The sequence below is a fragment of the Acinetobacter sp. YH12226 genome, from assembly GCF_013417805.1.
GTDB lineage: Bacteria > Pseudomonadota > Gammaproteobacteria > Pseudomonadales > Moraxellaceae > Acinetobacter.
In genome coordinates this window covers 59,978-79,971 of sequence record NZ_VPDG01000007.1, presented here as the reverse complement: position 1 = coordinate 79,971, position 19,994 = coordinate 59,978, and the positions used below count along the sequence as shown (strand labels likewise).

General features: G+C 46.2%; 17 protein-coding genes and 1 riboswitch. Of the genes, 13 read left to right on the top strand and 4 right to left on the bottom strand.

Annotated features, from left to right (window positions below):
• Positions 1–22: 22 nt before the first annotated feature.
• Together FTV08_RS09105 and FTV08_RS09100 are read right to left on the bottom strand one after the other, a co-directional pair.
• Positions 23–445, bottom strand: coding sequence for a hypothetical protein (locus FTV08_RS09105; RefSeq protein ID WP_180087156.1), 423 nt, complete (start codon positions 443–445; stop codon positions 23–25).
• A gap of 124 nt (positions 446–569) precedes the next feature.
• Positions 570–770, bottom strand: a complete 201-nt coding sequence (locus FTV08_RS09100; protein ID WP_004281307.1) for a DUF3565 domain-containing protein — start codon at positions 768–770, stop codon at positions 570–572.
• A gap of 131 nt (positions 771–901) precedes the next feature.
• On the opposite strand from FTV08_RS09100, the gene gshB reads away from it, so the two are divergent.
• Positions 902–1,852: a glutathione synthase gene (gshB, locus tag FTV08_RS09095; protein ID WP_005250312.1), complete on the top strand. Its 951-nt coding sequence runs from the start codon at positions 902–904 to the stop codon at positions 1,850–1,852.
• 51 nt (positions 1,853–1,903) lie between these two features.
• Here gshB and FTV08_RS09090 read toward each other — a convergent pair whose 3' ends face one another.
• Entirely contained in the window at positions 1,904–3,106 is a 1,203-nt protein-coding gene (locus tag FTV08_RS09090; protein WP_180087155.1) for a CynX/NimT family MFS transporter, read from the bottom strand.
• Positions 3,107–3,530: 424 nt separating this feature from the next.
• Between FTV08_RS09090 and murG the strand changes: the two genes are divergently transcribed.
• The 7 genes from murG to lpxC all read left to right on the top strand — a co-directional run bounded on the left by murG (position 3,531) and on the right by lpxC (position 11,648).
• Positions 3,531–4,628 (top strand): undecaprenyldiphospho-muramoylpentapeptide beta-N-acetylglucosaminyltransferase, encoded by a 1,098-nt coding sequence (gene murG / locus FTV08_RS09085; protein ID WP_180087154.1) that lies wholly within the window; start codon positions 3,531–3,533, stop codon positions 4,626–4,628.
• Between the two features lie 12 nt (positions 4,629–4,640).
• Complete coding sequence (murC, locus tag FTV08_RS09080; protein ID WP_005245710.1) at positions 4,641–6,089, top strand: UDP-N-acetylmuramate--L-alanine ligase; 1,449 nt, start codon at positions 4,641–4,643, stop codon at positions 6,087–6,089.
• 57 nt (positions 6,090–6,146) lie between these two features.
• Positions 6,147–7,076, top strand: coding sequence for a D-alanine--D-alanine ligase (locus tag FTV08_RS09075; protein WP_180087153.1), 930 nt, complete (start codon positions 6,147–6,149; stop codon positions 7,074–7,076).
• Between the two features lie 2 nt (positions 7,077–7,078).
• The gene (locus FTV08_RS09070) at positions 7,079–7,933 is read left to right on the top strand and encodes a cell division protein FtsQ/DivIB (protein ID WP_180087152.1); all 855 of its coding nucleotides are present in this window, start codon (positions 7,079–7,081) and stop codon (positions 7,931–7,933) included.
• A 70-nt stretch (positions 7,934–8,003) separates the two neighbouring features.
• Entirely contained in the window at positions 8,004–9,266 is a 1,263-nt protein-coding gene (gene ftsA, locus FTV08_RS09065) for a cell division protein FtsA (RefSeq protein ID WP_004647239.1), read from the top strand.
• Positions 9,267–9,425: 159 nt separating this feature from the next.
• Positions 9,426–10,619 (top strand): cell division protein FtsZ, encoded by a 1,194-nt coding sequence (gene ftsZ, locus FTV08_RS09060; protein ID WP_004281317.1) that lies wholly within the window; start codon positions 9,426–9,428, stop codon positions 10,617–10,619.
• Positions 10,620–10,745: 126 nt separating this feature from the next.
• Positions 10,746–11,648, top strand: coding sequence for a UDP-3-O-acyl-N-acetylglucosamine deacetylase (gene lpxC, locus FTV08_RS09055; RefSeq protein WP_004647241.1), 903 nt, complete (start codon positions 10,746–10,748; stop codon positions 11,646–11,648).
• Positions 11,649–11,747: 99 nt separating this feature from the next.
• On the opposite strand, the gene FTV08_RS09050 is transcribed toward lpxC, so the two are convergent.
• Positions 11,748–12,188, bottom strand: coding sequence for a DciA family protein (locus FTV08_RS09050; protein WP_180087151.1), 441 nt, complete (start codon positions 12,186–12,188; stop codon positions 11,748–11,750).
• A gap of 107 nt (positions 12,189–12,295) precedes the next feature.
• Here FTV08_RS09050 and FTV08_RS09045 point away from each other — a divergent pair, with 107 nt between their 5' ends.
• From FTV08_RS09045 to FTV08_RS09025, 5 genes are all read left to right on the top strand, one after another.
• Positions 12,296–12,979: a M23 family metallopeptidase gene (locus FTV08_RS09045; protein WP_004281322.1), complete on the top strand. Its 684-nt coding sequence runs from the start codon at positions 12,296–12,298 to the stop codon at positions 12,977–12,979.
• A gap of 327 nt (positions 12,980–13,306) precedes the next feature.
• Positions 13,307–16,009, top strand: coding sequence for a pyruvate dehydrogenase (acetyl-transferring), homodimeric type (gene aceE, locus FTV08_RS09040; RefSeq protein WP_180087150.1), 2,703 nt, complete (start codon positions 13,307–13,309; stop codon positions 16,007–16,009).
• Positions 16,010–16,011: 2 nt separating this feature from the next.
• Positions 16,012–18,024 (top strand): 2-oxo acid dehydrogenase subunit E2, encoded by a 2,013-nt coding sequence (locus FTV08_RS09035; RefSeq protein WP_180087149.1) that lies wholly within the window; start codon positions 16,012–16,014, stop codon positions 18,022–18,024.
• A gap of 156 nt (positions 18,025–18,180) precedes the next feature.
• Positions 18,181–18,321, top strand: a riboswitch (yybP-ykoY riboswitch).
• A gap of 73 nt (positions 18,322–18,394) precedes the next feature.
• Positions 18,395–18,970, top strand: coding sequence for a TMEM165/GDT1 family protein (locus tag FTV08_RS09030; RefSeq protein ID WP_180087148.1), 576 nt, complete (start codon positions 18,395–18,397; stop codon positions 18,968–18,970).
• Positions 18,971–19,154: 184 nt separating this feature from the next.
• Positions 19,155–19,952, top strand: a complete 798-nt coding sequence (locus FTV08_RS09025) for an MBL fold metallo-hydrolase (RefSeq protein ID WP_180087147.1) — start codon at positions 19,155–19,157, stop codon at positions 19,950–19,952.
• Positions 19,953–19,994 lie beyond the last annotated feature (42 nt).

The window sequence follows — 19,994 nt, the reverse complement described above, 5'->3', positions numbered from 1 at the left end:
TAAAAAAATTAAAAATTCAGGATCAAGCTTTGGGTGGGCGTAAGATTTCTTGCCAGTAACCGGCAAGGTGCTTGGCATGGTAAGCAGGGAGGAAGGTTTTTTCCGGATAACCGTGATCAGGCACACTTAACTCGGGCGTTGTAATGGGCAGGCTGGTGACCAGGTTCTGGCAGGCCATAGTGCCACAATCCAGACAATCTGATGACTGCTGGGTGCTGTCACTGACACAGTCCGGCTGAATCAGTTCCTGATCTTGATGATGATCAGTCTTATGCAGCGAGTGAGAAGCAGAGGGTTTTGTCATTTCCAGACAATGAGGATTCGTTTTTTCAGACGGCATAACCAGATGCATGGTGTTTGCAGATGCGACAGACACACTGCTCCAGCCTATGGCAAAAACCACAAGCATCACCAACCAGATCTGTTTGACGAGCCGTATGAGCAAAAGTACACCCTGAAAAAATGCGCTGCATGTTTGAGCAATAAAAGCATAAACGCAGTAACTCAAATTAGCAAATTCTGGACAAGATTATTTTTTAGGTCACCTACATACTACTTTTTTCATAGGTTCAGGTTTCAGTTTCGCACTTTTCGCATTTTTTACAGTCTAGCAGCATCCCGAGTTTTTCTTTACGTCCTTGCTCGGTCATCACCCATGGGCGATTTTGCCAGGGCGGGGTGTGCCGCACATGCTGGCCATGTCCGCAGGCCAGCTCTGCAACCCAATGCTGTTCCTCATCCAGGTGAAAACCGATAATGGCCTGTTGCATGGCAAACCTCCTGTGGGCTCAATCTGTCTCAGTACCTATATAAAATAAGTCATGCAAAATCACCATAAACAAAAGAATCGACACAAGCTATACTCCTTGCCAAGTCATTTTTTGAAAAAGAGCAGAGACACATGCGCGTACTTGTTGTGATGGATCCCATTGAAAATGTAAACCTGAAGAAAGACTCGACCATGGCCATGCTGTGGGCAGCAGCACGTCGCGGGCATGAACTCGGTTATGCATTGCAGCAAGATTTATATATCGATCAGGGCAAGGCCTTTGGTCTGATCGCGCCGCTACAGGTATTTGAAGACTACGACCATTATTATGAACTTGGCGAAAAACAAAAAGAGTCGATCGCTGCTTATGACGTTGTCTTGATGCGTAAAGATCCGCCTTTTGATATGAACTTCGTCTATACCACTTATATTCTGGAGCAGGCAGAGCGCGAAGGGGCATGGATCATCAACAAACCGCAAAGCCTGCGTGACTGTAATGAAAAACTGTTCGCGACCCAGTTCCCGCATCTGCAAGTTCCGACCTTGGTGACTTCGCAGCAAAGCCTGATCCGTGAATTTCTCAAAGAACAGGTCGATGTGATTGTAAAACCTCTAGATGGTATGGGCGGCACCGGGATTTTCCGCCTGTATCAGGATGGCATCAACATCGGTTCAACCATTGAAATGCTGACCAATAATGGTACCCAGCCGATTATGGCGCAGCGTTATATTCCGGAAATTGTCGAAGGCGATAAACGCATCCTGATGATTAATGGTGAGCCAGTGCCGTATTGTCTGGCCCGTATTCCACAAAATGGTGAAGTGCGTGGTAATCTGGCCGCGGGTGGCCTAGGTGAGGCACGCCCCCTGACTGAAAATGACAAAGCCATTGCAGCAAAAGTAGGGCCGTATCTCAGAGAAAAAGGTCTGGTCTTTGTAGGGCTGGATGTGATCGGAAATTATGTTACTGAAATTAATGTAACCAGTCCAACCTGTATCCGTGAAATTGACACCCAGTTTGGCACCTCGATTGCAGATGATCTGTTTGCCGTGCTGGAAGCGGGGCAGGCCAATCAGGTTTAAAAGCAAAATCAGGTGAAAAAAGAGTCTGCTTGCAGGCTCTTTTTTATTTTTTCATTGGGGATAGCGCTTAAATAAAAATGCCGTCATTACCATACCCAGCATCGAAAGGCAGACGGTGATAATGGCAAGATTGGCCCAGTATTGAGTGGCAGATATCAGCGCAGCGCTCAGGGTCGGTATAAAAAACTGTGCGCAGGCTGAAATTTGTAAAACCAGACCCACACTGGCCGCTGCTGCATAGGCACGTGGTGCATAGTGCAGGGTAATCGCAAAAACAGTGGTTGGGATCATCCCGCCAATCAGTGAAAACAGCACGGCACTGACAACCTGCAATTCAAATGAGAGCCAGGAATTTGCAGCAAATACCAAGCAACTGCTGCAGAGCATTGCCACAAATCCGGTACTCAATAAGGTGTGCGGTCTATAACCCTGTTGCAGCAACATGCCTGCGCCAAAAGTACCGCCTAGGTTGGCCAGCACGACCATTGAAGCCAGCATCCCTGCGCGTTTTAAGTCTAGCCCCTGTTCGACATACAGCGTAGGCAGGAAGCCCGTGACAGTCATCCATTGACTGCTATAACAGGCAAAAATAATCGCCAGACAGATAATGGGAGGATGGGTCAGGGTAATTTGAACAATCTGCCAGAATGAGGTGTTTTCCGTAGCTGGCTGAGAAGAGTCTGGCTGTGTTACCAAGACAGGTTCAATATTTAAATATTGTTTAATCATGCCAGCAATGACAAGGCACAGGCAGCCCAAAATGGCCCAGATCATTTGCCAGTCCAGATATTCAAGCAGGAGAGGAATCGTCAATACGGCCAGACTGACACCGATGCCCATATAGGAACTCCAGAGTCCCATCTTGAAATTCAGTGTCTCAGCGCGGCTGGTACGTTTTAAAATTGCTGGCGCACACAAGGAAATGGTTAAAAACCCGATTCCTTCCATAAAGCGCAATACATATAAAGTGGCAGGCTGCGTAATCCAAAGCCCGGCAAAACTGCTCAGCCCTAAAATGATTAAGGCCATGATCAGGCAGCGCTTTAATCCCATTTTTTCCGAGAAGGCGCCAATGCATAGCGCAAACAGCATTCCGGCAGCCTGCACCAACGCTAATGAAAAACCAGCCTGGGTAAAACTCAGGTTTAAATCCTGCTGCAATACAGGAATCACGGCCGAAAGTTTGCCGACATGGATCGCAGCCAGATAACCGGCCAAGATAATCCATACATCACGACATGAGATTTTTGACATTTATCCGAACTGAGTCCATTTAAAGCATCTGCTTGTACATCAAGCATCATTCATATATAGATATGAATAACATGAAAGTTTTATAAAATTGATAGGATTTAAGCCTAAGCTCATTAGTCGATGATAGGATATGGATTGACCGGGAGTGAGCTGTAAAGGGTTCTAAATAAAGCCCTGTCCGTGGCAAGGTTATTGATAATATAATGAGAAAATCATTTAAAATTGCTATGATATGTCACTTAAGTCGAAGGAAAAGTACAGATCTTATAAATAAAACGAGTCTAAACTTGGAATTTGCATGAAAAAAACAATTAAAGCCTTGTTGAAATAAAGTAAATAAACTTTCATGGCCTGAGGTTTGTGATTACAATTGATTACTTAAATCAGATTTCCTGCTCCATTTTTTGAATTGAAGAATTAGACCGTGACCGACGCTCAGCAAAAACAGCCTAAACATGTCATGATGATGGCCGCAGGTACAGGTGGACATGTGTTTCCAGCGTTAGCTGTTGCCAAAGATTTACAACAACAAGGTATACAGGTCTCCTGGTTGGCCACACCCGCAGGCATGGAAAACCGTCTATTAAAAAACCAGAATATTCCCATTTATCAGATTGATATTCAGGGTGTACGGGGCAATGGTTTTGTACGTAAAGCCTTGGCCCCTTTTAAAATTATGAAAGCAACCCTGAGCGCCATGAAATTCATGAAACAGCTCAAGGTCGATGCCGTCGCCGGCTTTGGTGGTTATGTAGCCGGGCCGGGTGGTCTGGCTGCGCGTATTTTAGGTATTCCGGTGCTGATCCATGAGCAGAATGCAGTCGCCGGTTTTACCAATACCCAATTGTCGCGTGTGGCAAAAACAGTGTGCCAGGCTTTCCCGAATACTTTTCCGGCCCAGGAAAAAATCGTCACCACTGGCAATCCGGTACGACAGGAAATTAGCGAAATTTTAAATCCGTCCTGGCGTTATCAGGAGCGTGACAAGGCAGGACTGCCCTTACGTATTCTGATCGTTGGCGGATCTTTGGGGGCGCAAGCCTTAAATGAACGGGTTCCGGAAGCTTTAAAGCAACTCAATGTGCCATTAAGCGTCTATCATCAGTGTGGGCAAAACCATGCCGAGTCGACACGGGCACGCTATGAAAATGCACCGGCCAGTCTGCAAGTTGAAGTACAGCCTTTTATTGAGGATATGGCCAAAGCCTATTCTGATGCCGATCTGGTGATTTGCCGTGCCGGGGCTTTGACCGTAACTGAAATTGCCACTGCCGGGGTGGCTGCGATTTTTGTGCCGCTTCCAAGTGCAGTGGATGATCACCAGACGGCCAATGCCGGATTCCTGGCCAATATCAATGCGGCAAAGATTTGCCCGCAGGCCACGATGACCCCGGAAAGTTTAACAACATTATTAGAGCCGATGCTGAATCGCCAGCTGTTAATGGAAATGGCCGTGAAAGCACGCCGACAGGCTCAACCCGATGCGACTCAACATGTGGTCCGTTTAATTCAAGAATTGTAATCCGAGTAAACTATGTCTCCAACAACCCCAGCTGAACAAGCGAAAAAGTTAATCAAAGTGCCGGAAATGCGCCGTATCAAACACATTCATTTTGTGGGGATCGGTGGTGCAGGCATGTGTGGTATTGCAGAAGTGCTGAAAAACCAGGGCTATAAAGTTTCCGGTTCAGATATCAAGGCATCCAATACCACCGCACAGCTGGAAGCGAATGGCATTAAAGTCTATATCGGACATACTGCAAATAATATTAAGGGCGCCAACGTGATCGTGGTCTCTACCGCGATTGATAAAGAAAATCCGGAAATTAAAACCGCGATTGAAAACCGTATTCCTGTGGTTCGCCGTGCGGAAATGCTGGGTGAACTGATGCGTTACCGTCATGGAATTGCCGTTGCCGGCACGCATGGCAAAACCACGACCACCAGTCTGATCACCTGTATGCTGGCTGAAGAAAACATGGATCCAACCTATGTGATCGGTGGTTTGCTGAACCGTACCGGTATGAACGCAGCCTTGGGCGCCAGCCGCTATATCGTGGCCGAAGCCGATGAGTCAGATGCTTCTTTCCTGCACCTGGAACCGATGGCTGCTGTGGTAACCAATATTGATGCCGATCATATGGATACCTATGGCGGTAGCTTCGATGTCCTGAAAGATACCTTTATCCAGTTCCTGCAAAAACTGCCATTTTACGGCTTGGCTGTAGTCTGTGGTGATGATGCCAATATCCGTGAAATTATGCCGCGGATTGCACGCCCGTTACTGACTTATGGTTTCAATGAAGACAATGACATCCGTGCAGTAGATGTTGATCAAGATGGCATGCAAACCCACTTTACCGTATTGCGTAAAGAGCGTGAGCCATTGCGTGTAACGGTCAATCAACCAGGTTTGCATAATGTGCTGAATGCCTTGGCTGCGATTGGTATAGCAACCGATGAAGGCGTGTCTGACGCTTCAATCTGCCGTGCACTGGAAGGTTTCAGTGGCGTAGGTCGCCGCTTCGAAGTTCAGGGTGAGTTTGCGATTGAGGGCGGTGACGTGAAACTGGTGGATGACTATGGTCATCATCCAAAAGAAGTCGAAGCCACGATTAAAGCTGCGCGTCAGAGTCATCCGGACCGTCGTCTGGTAATGATGTTCCAGCCACACCGTTATAGCCGTACCCGTGACTGTTTTGATGATTTTGTGGAAGTACTTTCTACTGTAGACCAGTTATTGTTGCTGGATGTTTATCCTGCCGGTGAAAAACCGATTGTCGGGGCTGACAGCCGTACTTTGGCTCGTAGCATTCGTCTACGTGGTGAAGTCGAGCCGATTCTGGTTGATGCGGCGGACGGCAACCTGAATCAGATCATGAGAAAAGTATTGCAAGCAAATGACTTGTTATTAACCCAGGGCGCAGGTAATGTTGGAGCAATCTCAGTCGAACTTGCACAAAATCATTTATATATAAAATAGTCATCTTGCGTGACTGAATTGAATTGACCAGATTGAAAAAAGTTTAAGGATATAAACGTGTCAAATGCTTCAAAATTCGGAAAAGTTGCCGTGTTGCTTGGTGGTAAATCTGCAGAGCGTGAGGTTTCTCTAGACAGTGGTACGGCGGTACTTGAGGCATTAGTGCGTTCAGGGGTTAATGCGGAAGCGTTTGACCCGCAGGAGCGTAGTGTCACAGAACTGGTAAATTATGATCGTGCTTTCATTGTATTGCATGGACGTGGCGGGGAAGATGGCCAGATCCAGGGTGTACTGGAATGGTTAAACGTACCGTATACCGGTACGGGTGTACAAGGTTCTGCCATCGGCATGGACAAGGTCAAGACCAAGCAGGTCTGGCAGGGTTCGGAATTGCCAACAGCGCCGTATCGTATTGTCACTAAAGATTCTGATGCGACCGACATTGTTAATGCTTTAGGCTTGCCTTTGATTATCAAGCCGGTGCATGAAGGTTCCAGTATCGGCATGAGCAAGGTCGAAAAAATTGAAGACTTTGCAGAAGCAATTGCCAAGGCAACTGAACATGATGCTGTGGTGATGGCAGAAAAATGGATTACCGGCCGTGAATATACCATTGTGGTTTTAAATGGTCAGGCGCTACCGGTGATTCGTCTTGAACCGCCTCAAGATGTCGCCTTTTACGATTATGAAGCGAAATATCAGCGTAATGATGTGCAATATGGCATTCCATGTGGTTTAACTGAAGCTGAAGAGCAGCAGTTAAAAGCCTTAAGTTTGCGCGCATTCCAGGCAGTCGGTGCCAGCGGTTGGGGCCGGATTGATGCCATGCAGGATGAACAGGGCAACTTCTGGTTGCTTGAAGTCAATACCGTACCGGGCATGACCAGTCACTCACTGGTGCCAAAAGCGGCAGCTGCAGTCGGATACAGTTTTGATGAGCTGTGTGTCGCGATTCTGGAACAGACCTTGACTGGTTCGGCACACTAAATATGGCTCAACTTCCTGTTTCCATGCGCCGTAAACGTGCTGCGATTACTTCAATTCACGACAAGCCGCCAACACGCAAAGAAAAGCTGACCAATTTTGGTGGCTGGTTATTGTTGTGTATTGCGCTGCTGGTGCTGGCCTTTGGAATATTGGGTTTATATAAAGTCATGACCAATAGTGACGTGGCAGAGCTGGGCGTGGTAGGTACGCGCTCGGCTGCTGAACAGCGTCAGGTCATGCAATATGTGTCACCGATTGTGACCGAAAACTATTTTACTTCGGATCTGGAAGCGATCCGTGATCGTACCCTGGAATTGTCCTGGGTGGATCGGGTCGTGGTTTCCCGAGCCTGGCCAAATGGCATTCGGGTGCGAGTGATGCCGCATCATGCGATTGCGCGTTGGGGGACAGGGCGTTTACTAAGTGATAGTGGCGTGATTTTCACTGAAGTCACACCTAAGAATTATCAGGCATTACCGTTACTACATGGGCCGGCGAGCCATGCAGAAACCATGATGCGTCGTTATAATGAAATTAATCAATTATTTTTGCCACAAGGCATTCGTCTAAAAGAATTATATCTCACCGAGCGAATGACCTGGTTTATGCAGTTTGATTCGAGTTTAAGAATAATTGTGGATAAAGACCAGACTATGAGCAAATTACAACGCCTGAGCCATCTGTCTCAGAGCGATTTAAAGCCGGTCTGGTCTAAAATTTCGGCCATCGACCTGCGTTATCGCAATGGATTGTCGATACAGTGGAAAAATTCAATTCCGCCTAAAATTGTAAATGGACATTTTATTGTAACCATTGATGACACGGGCGTTGAGAATAAGGTAACAGTAAAGCCATAATGACCGGCTTTAAAAAATAGAGGCATTTAAAGCCATAAATCTAACAAACACGTAATGGTAGTAGTGAATAATGAGTGAAGCTGTTCCCTCGGTTGTGGCGATTGACATTGGGACACACAAAGTTTCAGTTTTGATTGGCAAGGTACACGCGCCAGACAATATCCAAGTGATTGGTATGGCCACCGCTCGTAACCGAGGCATGAGTAAAGGGAAAATTGTCAGTCTCGATAAAGTTATTACTGCAATTAAAAATGCCGTTCAAGAAGCAGAAGATATGGCGGAATGTCGTGTACATTCTGCCTGGGTCTCTATTCCAAGTGCCGAATTAAAAAGCTTTTATGCTTCAGGTCGCACCTCGATCGACAATAGCGAGCATGCGATTACCACCAGTGAAGTGGTGCGTGCACTGGAATTGGCTAAAGCTAGTCATTTGACTTCAGATCATTATCTGGTCAGTGCTGTGCCTCTGGGTTTTGAGCTGGACGACTCACCGGAATGGGTGTTAAACCCGATTCGGATGTCGGCACATAGCATGACCGGACACTATCATTTGATGATGCTGCCGATTAGTACCATGCAGAATATTGATCGCGCCCTGAAAGGTGCCAATATTGGTGTAGAAAAAATGGTGGTGTCGAGCTTGGCTACTGCTGAAGCCAGCCTGCTGAAAGACGAAAAAGAATATGGCGTATGCTTAGTAGATATCGGTGCCGGCACGACCAATGTTGCAGTGTATGTGGATGGTCGTTTGGCCTTAACCCATACCTTCCAACGTGGCGGTGAACATGTGACCCGTGATATTGCAGCAGTATTGCAAACCACGACCGAAGAAGCTGAACGTCTGAAATTATTGTATGGCTGTGTCGACCTGAAAGTGGTCAAGCCGGATCATATGATTCAGTTCCAGGGGATTGATGGACCACAAACCATCAGCCGGATTGAACTGACTGAAATTATTATGGCTCGTTATGAAGAAATTCTGGGTCTGGTACGTGATGAGCTGGTGAAAAATGGTGCCATCCAGGGCTTGTATCATGGTGTGGTATTGACAGGTGATGCCAGTCATATCGAAGGGATGGTGAGTTTTGTTCGCCGTACCATGGGGGTCTCGGCGCATTTAGGTAATCCGCCGACTCAGGTGTATGCAGACGAACAACATCAGGCTGCTTTACGTCGCTCGCAATATAGTACGGTGGCTGGCTTGCTGATGTTTAGTCAGAGTGATACCCAGGACACGATTGTGGAACAGGATGATGTAGAGCGGTTGTCATTGGCTAAGCGGGTCAAAAGAGCCTTGTTTGGCTTTAATGACACCTTGAAATCAATCTTTTAAGTCGATTTTTATTGTGAATATTGTTGGGAAGATGTAGTTAATCGGGCTTGTACTTGACAAGTGAACGCATGAGCAGCATTCTTAAAAACAATTTTATTAAGATTAAGGCAGTATACGGGCTTAGTGACTGCCAATTATGAATTAGGAATTTTATAGGTCATGGCCTCATTTGAATTTTTCGAAGACGATCATAGCGATAGCAATGGTCAAGCCCGTTTCACTGTGTTTGGTGTAGGTGGTGCGGGTGGTAATGCTGTACAACATATGTTGCAGTCCGATATCCAGGGCGTAAAGTTTGTTTGTGCCAACACGGACAAGCAGGCATTGGATCGCATGGAAGCCGAATTTAAAATTCAGCTGGGCGAGCAGAGTACCCGTGGTCTGGGTGCAGGTGCAAATCCGCAAGTCGGCCAGACCGCAGCAGAAGAAAGCCGTGAACTGATCCGCCAGCAGCTTGAAGGGACCGATATGGTCTTTGTTACTGCGGGTATGGGCGGTGGTACCGGTACCGGTGCAGCGCCAGTCGTGGCTGAAATTGCGAAAGAAATGGGTATCTTGACCGTTGGTGTCGTGACCACGCCATTTAACTTTGAAGGCAAACGCCGTCTACAGTCTGCCGAAAAAGGCATCGAAGCCCTTGAGCAGCATGTAGACTCATTGATCATCATTCCAAACCAGCGTTTATTGAAAGTCTTCCGTGATATTTCAATGAAAGATGCATATAAAAAAGCGGATGATGTTCTACTGAATGCAGTACGCAGTATTTTTGATTTGGTGGTCCGTCCTGGCCATATCAACCTTGACTTCGCCGATTTAAAAACAGCCATGAGCACGCGTGGTTATGCCATGATGGGTGTCGGTCTGGGTCGTGGTGAGAACCGTGCACGTCAGGCTGCTGAGCAGGCAATCCGTAGTCCATTACTCGACAACGTGACTATCATGAATGCCAAAGGTATTCTGATTAACGTGACCGGTGGCGATGACGTGACTTTCGGTGAAATTGAAGAAATTACCGATGTCGTGAACCAGATTGTCGATTTAGATGAAGGTCAGGTGTTCTACGGTACCGTTTTTGATCCGGATGCGCGTGATGAAATCAGCGTGACTGTGATTGCAACAGGTCTAACCCGTCATGCAGCGGATTCAGTTGAGCCGACCAAACGTACCAATGTACAGGCAACTCGTCCAGCAGCAGCTACACAGGCTGTGGTGGAAGATGATGACGTACCGGCAATTCAGCGTCAGCAGCATGAAACAGGTGCAGCAGCGAATCCAGCGGCAGCTTCAGTTTCTAGCCCGCGCCCAACACCAATGAGCATTCAGGATTATCTTAAGAATCAACAGCGTAAATAACATGTAACATCATGTGTTTAGCTAGATTAGACAGGAAAGGTGGCTTTTAAGCCACCTTTTTGTTTTTTATCAATAGCCAAATATGCTAACGTATAGCGGTTTTATAGATGAACAGATGATAAAAGCATGTTGAAACAACGTACCCTGAAACGTGTCGTGAAAGCGAGCGGAATCGGTCTTCACAGTGGGCAAAAAGTCATGATTAACTTTGTGCCGCACCATGCCGATGGGGGAATTGTGTTTCGTCGTATTGACCTGAATCCGCCAGTCGACATTCCTGCCGATGCCATGCTGATTCAAGAAGCCTTCATGTGCTCGAACCTGGTTCAGGAAAATGCCAAAGTAGGCACCATTGAACATGTCATGAGTGCGATTGCTGGTCTAGGCATTGATAACCTGATTATTGAAGTGTCGGCCTCTGAAGTCCCGATTATGGATGGCAGTGCAGGTCCGTTTATTTACCTGCTCATGCAGGGCGGTTTGCAAGAGCTGGATGCCGCTAAAAAATTCGTCAAGATTATTAAACCGGTTGAAGCACTCATTGATGACAAACGTGCCATTTTTAGCCCACATGAGGGCTTTCAGCTGAATTTCACCATCGATTTTGATCATCCTGCCTTTAAAAAAGAACATCAGTCCGCCAGTATCGATTTTTCTACTGAAACCTTCGTTTATGAAGTCAGTGAAGCGCGTACCTTTGGGTTTATGAAAGATCTGGATTATCTCAAAGCCAATAATCTGGCGCTGGGTGCCAGCCTGGAAAATGCCATTGGTGTAGATGAAACCGGGGTCGTTAATGAAGAAGGTTTACGTTTCTCGGACGAATTTGTACGTCATAAAATTCTGGATGCCGTGGGTGATTTATACCTGCTCGGGCATCAGATTATTGCCAAATTTGATGGTTATAAATCTGGACATGCCTTGAATAATCAACTTTTACGCAATGTGAAAAGTGATCCAAGCTGCTATGAAATTGTAACATTTGATGACGAAGCCAATTGTCCAATCATGTATGTGAATGTGACATAAGTCATTGTGTTTGTGTCTTTATGTTTTTGTTATTGCTTTAATACTGTGATACACATCACATAATGTTTGCTTTTTAATTTATTACATTTGATTGCTATGTTACTTTTTATTGCTTGCCAAACGTAGTAAAGCTTGGCTAAGCTTAGGGTCGCTTATAAAGTCAGCAGCATTACGAAGTAATTCCTGTGTTTCTGCATTTAAGGCTCTTTCAGGTGTTGCTGAAACAGGTGATGTTTGCGAAGGATTCCGCAAGCAAACTTGAAGTTTAGTGAGATCTGTTAATTCATTTATTTGAGAGAGTTGTGAAATGTATTGCTTTTGAAGATAGGCCAATTGACTGATCATGGCCTGGTTTTCACCGGTAATCGTTAACACACCATTTTGATAGCAGACAACTTGCCAGCGTTCCGGTTGGGGCAATAGCGGTTGTACGAGTTTCGTAAGTTTCTGCCAGGCAGCGACTTGTGATGAGAGAAACGAAAAGTTTCCTGTTTTTATCTGTTTTCTTGTTTGTTGAAAAACGTTGACAGGTTCCGACATACATGATTCCTACATATTTATGTCTTAATCTTATGCGCTTCTTTTAGTGGATATCAAGGATAGAGATCTTCAAGGAACTCGATTAAAGCAGTTTAGAGAGGTTTTTTATGCATATGCGACGTATTTTGTTGGCATTTTCTTTATCAGTTTCAGCGGCTTCGGTTGCGTTCGCAGATTTAGTCAATCTAAATCAAGAAAATGGTTCAACAGATCGTATCGAGCAATTGACGCGTACTCTGGCACAGGGTGCATATACTCATCCAGATGATATCGATATTCCAGCACAGACTAAATTGAATGTTCAACTTCGTGAGAAACCAGTTGAACTGAACAATCGAACGCTTGCTCAGAAGTATGCCAATACTTCATCCAATAAAGCGGCAGCAAACAGTGCTTATTCTTGGCTAATTTCTCATCCTTTACCTAATTCTCGCGTAAGTTCAAATTACGGTGGCCGTACCATGAGTGGCCGTGCTGAAAATCATTCAGGCCTTGATCTTGCAGCGCCAAGTGGTACACCAATCTATGCAACAGGTCCAGGAATTGTGACCAAATCAGGTTGGGGCACAGGTTATGGTCAATACGTTGAAATCAATCATGGCAATGGCTATTTAACGCGCTATGCCCATGCTTCACGTCTTATTGCACGTGTGGGAGAGCAGGTGCAAGCAGGTGATCATATTGCCAACGTTGGCTGTACTGGTCGCTGTACCGGTCCACACTTACATTATGAAGTAGTAAAAGACGGTCAACGTAAAAACCCATCTACTTATTTGGCCATGTTACCTTAAGTATAGACCTGAATAACAAGAAGCATCTCTATACATAAAAACCTCCAATAAGCATTTTAAAGCGTTTAAACTGCAGGCTCTTCAAGTCAACTTGAAGGGCTTTTTGTTTTATCACTTTTAAGTCTCATATTATCACCAACTATTATAATGATTGTATAATAAATCGCCTTTATTGACTATTTTTTGTTATGTAGTGTAATTATACGTCACCCATCATTTAGTTCCTAAATAGTACTGCTAAATCGCATTCAGCTAAGGCCATACCTGCAGAGGTCTTAAATATGGTACATATAAGACATTAGATTAGGCTTTTAGGAACTGTAGATTATGGCGTTTTATGGCGATACAGACGCGCAAGAAACCCAAGAATGGCAAGATGCATTTGACTCTGTTTTGCAGCACATGGGCACTGAGCGTGCAGCATTTTTATTAGAAAAACTTTATCAACGCGCAATTGCAAAGCATGTTCCTATTCAGCGTTTAAATACTCCCTACTTAAATACGATTTCTGTTGAAGAACAACCTGCAATGCCAGGCGATCAGGATATGGAGCGTCGTATTCGCGCGCTGATCCGCTGGAATGCCTTGGCAATGGTATTACGCGCGAATAAAACCGGTGATGATCTCGGTGGTCACTTGGCGAGTTTTGCTTCTTCCGCAACCCTTTATGATGTGGGCTTTAACCACTTCTTCCGTGCCAACAGCGATAGCTTCGGCGGCGACATGATCTATTACCAAGGTCACTGTGCACCGGGTATTTACGCGCGTTCATTTTTAGAAGGCCGTTTGACTGAAGAGCACCTGAATAATTTCCGTCGTGAAGTAGGTGGTAAAGGTTTGCCATCTTATCCGCATCCTTATTTGATGCCGGACTACTGGCAGTTCCCAACCGTATCGATGGGTCTGGGTCCAATCATGTCGATTTATCAGGCACATATTCAAAAGTACCTGATGAACCGTGGCCTGATCAAAGAAGAAGACCGTAAGGTTTGGGCGTATTTGGGCGATGGCGAGATGGATGAGCCGGAAAGCCTGGGTGCAATTTCTTTGGCAGGTCGCGAAAAGCTCGACAACCTGATTTGGGTAGTAAACTGTAACTTACAACGTCTGGATGGTCCGGTACGTGGTAATGGCAAGATCATTCAGGAACTTGAGTCACTATTCCGCGGCGCAGGCTGGCGTGTGATTAAAGTTGTGTGGGGCCGTCATTGGGATCCACTACTAGATAAAGATAAATCCGGCGCACTGAAAGCGGTCATGGAAGAAGCCGTCGATGGCGATTTTCAGCGTTACCAGGTAAAAGGTGGTGCTTACGCACGTGAAAAGTTCTTCGGTAAATACCCAGAAGCCAAAGAGCTGGTTAAAGATTTAAGCGATGAAGATATTGATAATCTGAACCGCGGTGGCCACGACCCGTACAAAGTTTTTGCTGCTTATGCCGAAGCATGTACGGCTAAAGGTCAGCCAACTGTAATTCTGGCGAAAACCGTGAAAGGTTATGGTTTGTCCGAGGAAATCGAAGCAGTTAACAAAACTCACCAAATCAAGAAGATGCAAATAAATTCTTTGAAATACGTGCGTGACCGTTTCAATCTTCCTTTCACCGACGAACAGCTTGAAGAAGTACCATTCTACCGTCCAAGCGAAAATTCACCTGAATTGAAATATATGAAGGCACGTCGCGAGGCGCTAGGTGGCTACTTGCCTGCACGTCGTAAGGAAAGTGAGCAGTTGGCGATTCCTGGACTTTCAGTATTTGATTCGGTCTTGGCCGGTTCAAATGGTAAAGAACAATCGACCACGATGGTGATGGTACGTTTAATCTCTGCACTTCTTAAAGAGAAAGCGATTAAAGACCGCGTTGTGCCAATCGTGCCTGATGAAGCCCGTACTTTCGGTCTGGAAGGCATGTTCCGTCAGCTCGGTATTTATGCCGCGCATGGCCAGAAATATACCCCGGAAGACCAAGAACAGCTGATGCATTACCGTGAAGCCAAAGACGGTCACATGTTGCAGGAAGGGATTAACGAAGCCGGTGCGATGAGTGCATGGGCAGCGTTGGCGACCAGTTATTCAACCAATAACCTGCCAATGATTCCGATGTACATGTACTACTCGATGTTTGGTTTCCAGCGTATTGGTGATATTGCATGGGCAGCAGGCGATGCACAGGCACAAGGTTTCTTGCTGGGTGCAACTGCGGGTCGTACTACACTGAACGGTGAAGGCTTGCAGCATCAGGATGGTCATTCACACATCTTGGCCAATACCATTCCAAACTGTGTCTCTTATGACCCATGTTTCGGTTATGAATTGGCAGTGATCGTGCATGACGGTTTGCAACGTATGTATGTGAACCAGGAACGTGTGTTCTATTACTTAACTGTGATGAACGAAAACTACGAGCATCCGGAAATGCCAAAAGGTGTTGAAGAAGGCATCAAGCGTGGTATGTACTTACTGGAAGAAGATGAAAAAGCCACTGTTCAGTTACTGGGCTCAGGTGTGATCCTGCGTGAAGTGATCAAGGCAGCGAAGATTCTTCGTGAGGAATATCAAATTCATTCAAATGTCTACAGTGTGACCAGCTTCAATGAACTGGCACGTGACGGTATGGCATGTGAAGAATACAACCGCTTGCATCCGCTGGCTGAAGACGTAAAAGAAGCATGGGTATCGAAACAGCTTCGCGGTACTGAAGGTATCGTCGTGTCTGCAACCGATCATATGCGTGCTTATAGCGAACAGATTCGTGCTTATCTTCCAGATGGCCGTCCATTCGTAGCATTGGGTACTGACGGTTATGGCCGTTCAGATACACGTGCCAACTTGCGTAGTTACTTCGGTGTTGATGCTGCCCATATTGTGGTGGCAACTTTGAAAAAACTGGCAGATGAAGGTGAAGTTGATGCGCGCCTGGTAAAAGATGCGATCTCGACTTTCGAGCTTGATACAGATCGTCCAGTGGCTTGGGCACCGCAAGAAACCCCATGTGTACATGCTGTTGCTGACTACAAAGAGGAGAACTAAGCATGCAAATTACGACTCCTGATATTGGTGTAGATAAGGCAACAGTGGCCGAAATTCTGGTCAAAGTCGGTGATACGATCGCGATTGATGACAGCATTGTATTGCTTGAATCTGATAAAGCCTCTGTTGAAGTGCCTAGCACTTCAGCAGGCGTGGTAAAAAGCATTCTGGTCAGCCAGGGTGATGAAGTCGCTGAAGGCGCGGTACTGATTGAACTGCAAGCTGAAGACGGTAGCGCCGATGTGGTCGAGCCACAGCAAGCAGATGCCTCACAAAAAACTTCAGAAAATACTCCGACTTCATTGCCGGATCAGGAAATCATACAGGAACTGGATTCACATCAGCCTAAAGCTTCTGCTGCTCCTGAGGCTCAAGCGAGCTCACAGGTGGTTGATGTACAAATCCCCGATATTGGTGTAGAAAAAGCTACTGTAGGGGAAATCCTGGTCGCTGTCGGTGATGAAATCGAGGTAGATCAAAGTATCGTAGTGGTGGAATCAGACAAGGCGACTGTTGAAGTGCCAAGTACGGTTTCAGGCACGGTAGAGTCCATCGAGATTAAAGAAGGCGACACGATCAAAGAAGGTGTGGTCATTCTGAAAGTGAAAACGGCTGTTTCGGCAGCACAAGTACAGACAGAAGCACCTCAAGCACCAGTTGCTCAAGCGGCAACCCAAGAGAAAGCAGTTGAAGCGCCACAAACGCCAGCAGCACCTGCAGGTGATGTTGAAGTGAAGGTGCCTGATCTAGGTGTAGACAAGGCGGCTGTGGCTGAAATTCTGGTTCAGGTCGGTGATACGGTTGAAAAAGACCAGAGCATCATCGTGGTGGAATCAGATAAAGCGACTGTTGAAGTGCCAAGCACTACAGCCGGCGTGATTAAAGCCATTCATGTGGAACTGGGTCAAAATGTCTCTCAAGGCATTGCACTGGTGACAATTGAAGCTGAAGCTGAAGCGCAAGCAGCTGCTGCACCTGTTGCAGCCAAAGCAGAAGCGCCGAAAGCGCCTGCTGCAAAAGCAGCACCGGCACCTGCTGCATCTTCTACTCAAACAGTCGCGGCGTCGGATAATGCCGATAAGCTGACCAAAGAGCAGAATGTCGCTAACTCGAAAGTCTATGCTGGTCCTGCTGTGCGTAAACTGGCACGTGAACTGGGCGTTGTGCTGGCAGACGTCAAAGCATCTGGCCCACACGCGCGCGTCATGAAAGAAGATCTGAAAGCGTATGTCAAAACGCGTCTTACTACGCCACAGGCGGCTCCTGTAGCCGCTGCTGCTCAAGTCGCAGGTCTGCCAAAACTGCCAGACTTTAGCGCTTTTGGTGGTGTGGAAGAGAAAGCCTTGACGCGTTTGCAACAAGTATCTATTCCACAATTGTCGCTGAATAATTTCATTCCGCAAGTGACCCAGTTTGATGCAGCAGATATTACGGAACTGGAAGCATGGCGTAATGAACTGAAAGGCAATTTCAAGAAAGAAGGCCTGAGCCTGACCATTATGGCGTTCATCATCAAAGCAGTTGCGCACTTGTTAAAAGAAGAGCGTGAGTTTGCTGGTCACTTGGCCGATGATGGTAAGTCAGTCTTGCTACGTAACGAGATCCATATGGGTATCGCGGTCGCAACGCCAGATGGTTTGACCGTGCCTGTGCTGCGTCATCCAGATCAGAAGTCCATTAAACAGATTGCCACTGAGCTGGGAACCCTGGGTCAAAAAGCGCGTGACAAGAAATTGTCACCGAAAGACCTGCAAGGTGCGAACTTCACTATCACTAGCTTGGGTTCAATCGGTGGTACGGCATTTACGCCATTGGTGAACTGGCCGCAAGTGGCAATTCTGGGTATTTCACCTGCAACCATGCAACCGGTCTGGAATGGTGAAGGCTTTGATCCACGCTTGATGCTGCCGCTTTCATTGTCCTACGATCACCGTGTGATCAATGGTGCAGATGCAGCACGCTTTACCAATAAGTTAACCAAGCTGCTTAAAGATATTCGTACGCTGTTAATCTAAATTAAATTCGATTCACTTTCTTTTCTCTTGCGCTTCATTGAAAAATATTTCAATTGAAGCTCAGGAAGAAATACAAAGAAGGTATAAATAAAAACCCTGCTTCGGCAGGGTTTTTTCTTGCTGCATTGAAAAATAATCTATTTGATTCTATACTTGACGCACTTCATTGGGGAGTAGCCGCCTTTTGCGCAAAGCAGAAGGGTGATGGTCAACATATTTGCTCAAACGAGCATGGTCATCATAGCAAAGAACCAAGTTAGCTTTTCCAAGCTTTCTTTTGTTGGCAAGACCTTTGATTTACCACTCTGCAGATTTTGGCTAGCAGGAGCGGTGAGTCATTGGTATTGGATGCTAGCCAGAGAAAGACCTCATGTATGAATTCTTACTGTCGACTGCAATCGTAGCACTGGCTGAAATGGGTGATAAGACCCAACTGCTGGCATTGCTGCTTGCCGCACGTTTTCGCAAACCTGTTCCTATTTTAGTTGCCATTTTATTGGCGACGCTGATTAACCACGGCCTTTCTGCGGCATTGGGACAATGGGTCACCACGGTGATCGGGCCAGAAGTACTGTTGTGGATCGTCTCGATTGGCTTTATCGCAATGGCTGTCTGGATGCTGATTCCGGATGAACTCGGGGATGAAAATGCCAGTATCAATAAATGGCAAAAGTTCGGGGTCTTTGGCGCAACCTTTATTTTATTCTTTCTGGCAGAAATTGGTGACAAAACCCAGATTGCCACAGTTGCACTGGCGGCACGTTTCGATAGCGTATTCTGGGTGATGCTCGGTACCACTTTGGGCATGATGCTGGCCAATGCACCTGCAGTATTTTTGGGAGATAAGCTGGCGAACAGACTCCCGATCAGCCTGATTCATAAAATTGGTGCGGCGATTTTCCTGGTGATTGGTGTTGCAACACTGGCTCAACATTATTTCTTTTAAATCATAAAATAATAAATTACATGAATCCTGAGCTAAAAACTCAGGATTTTTTATGGTTAAAATTATCTCAAAACCTTGATAAATAGTGTGATACGGCTAGTTTTATTGATTGTAATTTTGATTAATTCCTTATATTTTATAGGGGTATAAAAACGTTATTTTTATTATAAATTGGGGAATTTACATGGCTTTTGAACGCACCACATCGCAGGTTCTGTTTGATAACGGGACACATAAGTGCATCAGTTTTACCAGTCTGGTCAAAGGTGAAGGCGTTCAGGCAAACCAGTTTCTGATCATTGATCATGAGCGCGCAGCGGTACTTGATCCGGGTGGCGATTTAACCTATGTACCGCTGACCATGGAACTGAATAAATACACCCGTTTGACCAACCTGGATTATGTCATGGCCTCGCACCAGGACCCGGATATCATTACCTCGATGCCGCGCTGGCTGGTCTATACGGATGCCAAAGTGGTGGCATCCAAGCTGTGGGCGCGTTTCTTGCCGCACTTAAACTCGGCCTTTATGAGTGACCGGATGAAAGGTAACTGGTTGGACCGCTTGGTAGAACTTCCTGATCACGGTCAGATCGTTCCGTTGGGTCAATCACACATTGTGGCGGTGCCGGCGCATTTCCTGCATTCGGTGGGGAATTTCCAGTTTTATGATCCGATTGCCAAAATCCTGTTTTCCGGCGATATGGGCGCATCCATGGTCGAAGATGCAGCCAAGCCACTGGAAAACTTTGCTGCGCATATTCCAAAAATGAAAAGCTTCCATCAACGCTATATGTGCAATAACAAGGTGATTCGCCTTTGGGTGAAAATGGTACGCAGCATGGAAATCGAGATGATTGTGCCGCAACATGGCACGCCATTTATCGGCAAAGAGCAGATTACCCAGTTTCTGGACTGGATTGAAACGCTGGAATGCGGCACTGACCTGATGGATGAAACGGTTTTTACTTGTCCTGAATAGTTCACACAAAAAATAATTTTTTTCTTGTGTGGAAAAACAACA

Excerpts from the sequence above, each read along its gene's own strand:
- FTV08_RS09100 (WP_004281307.1), bottom strand. The coding sequence starts at position 770 with ATGCAACAGGCCATTATCGGTTTTCACCTGGATGAGGAACAGCATTGG.
- gshB (WP_005250312.1), top strand. The coding sequence starts at position 902 with ATGCGCGTACTTGTTGTGATGGATCCCATTGAAAATGTAAACCTGAAG.
- FTV08_RS09090 (WP_180087155.1), bottom strand. The coding sequence starts at position 3,106 with ATGTCAAAAATCTCATGTCGTGATGTATGGATTATCTTGGCCGGTTAT.
- murC (WP_005245710.1), top strand. The coding sequence starts at position 4,641 with ATGTCTCCAACAACCCCAGCTGAACAAGCGAAAAAGTTAATCAAAGTG.
- FTV08_RS09070 (WP_180087152.1), top strand. The coding sequence starts at position 7,079 with ATGGCTCAACTTCCTGTTTCCATGCGCCGTAAACGTGCTGCGATTACT.
- ftsA (WP_004647239.1), top strand. The coding sequence starts at position 8,004 with ATGAGTGAAGCTGTTCCCTCGGTTGTGGCGATTGACATTGGGACACAC.
- ftsZ (WP_004281317.1), top strand. The coding sequence starts at position 9,426 with ATGGCCTCATTTGAATTTTTCGAAGACGATCATAGCGATAGCAATGGT.
- lpxC (WP_004647241.1), top strand. The coding sequence starts at position 10,746 with ATGTTGAAACAACGTACCCTGAAACGTGTCGTGAAAGCGAGCGGAATC.
- FTV08_RS09050 (WP_180087151.1), bottom strand. The coding sequence starts at position 12,188 with ATGTCGGAACCTGTCAACGTTTTTCAACAAACAAGAAAACAGATAAAA.
- FTV08_RS09045 (WP_004281322.1), top strand. The coding sequence starts at position 12,296 with ATGCATATGCGACGTATTTTGTTGGCATTTTCTTTATCAGTTTCAGCG.
- aceE (WP_180087150.1), top strand. The coding sequence starts at position 13,307 with ATGGCGTTTTATGGCGATACAGACGCGCAAGAAACCCAAGAATGGCAA.
- FTV08_RS09035 (WP_180087149.1), top strand. The coding sequence starts at position 16,012 with ATGCAAATTACGACTCCTGATATTGGTGTAGATAAGGCAACAGTGGCC.
- FTV08_RS09030 (WP_180087148.1), top strand. The coding sequence starts at position 18,395 with ATGTATGAATTCTTACTGTCGACTGCAATCGTAGCACTGGCTGAAATG.
- FTV08_RS09025 (WP_180087147.1), top strand. The coding sequence starts at position 19,155 with ATGGCTTTTGAACGCACCACATCGCAGGTTCTGTTTGATAACGGGACA.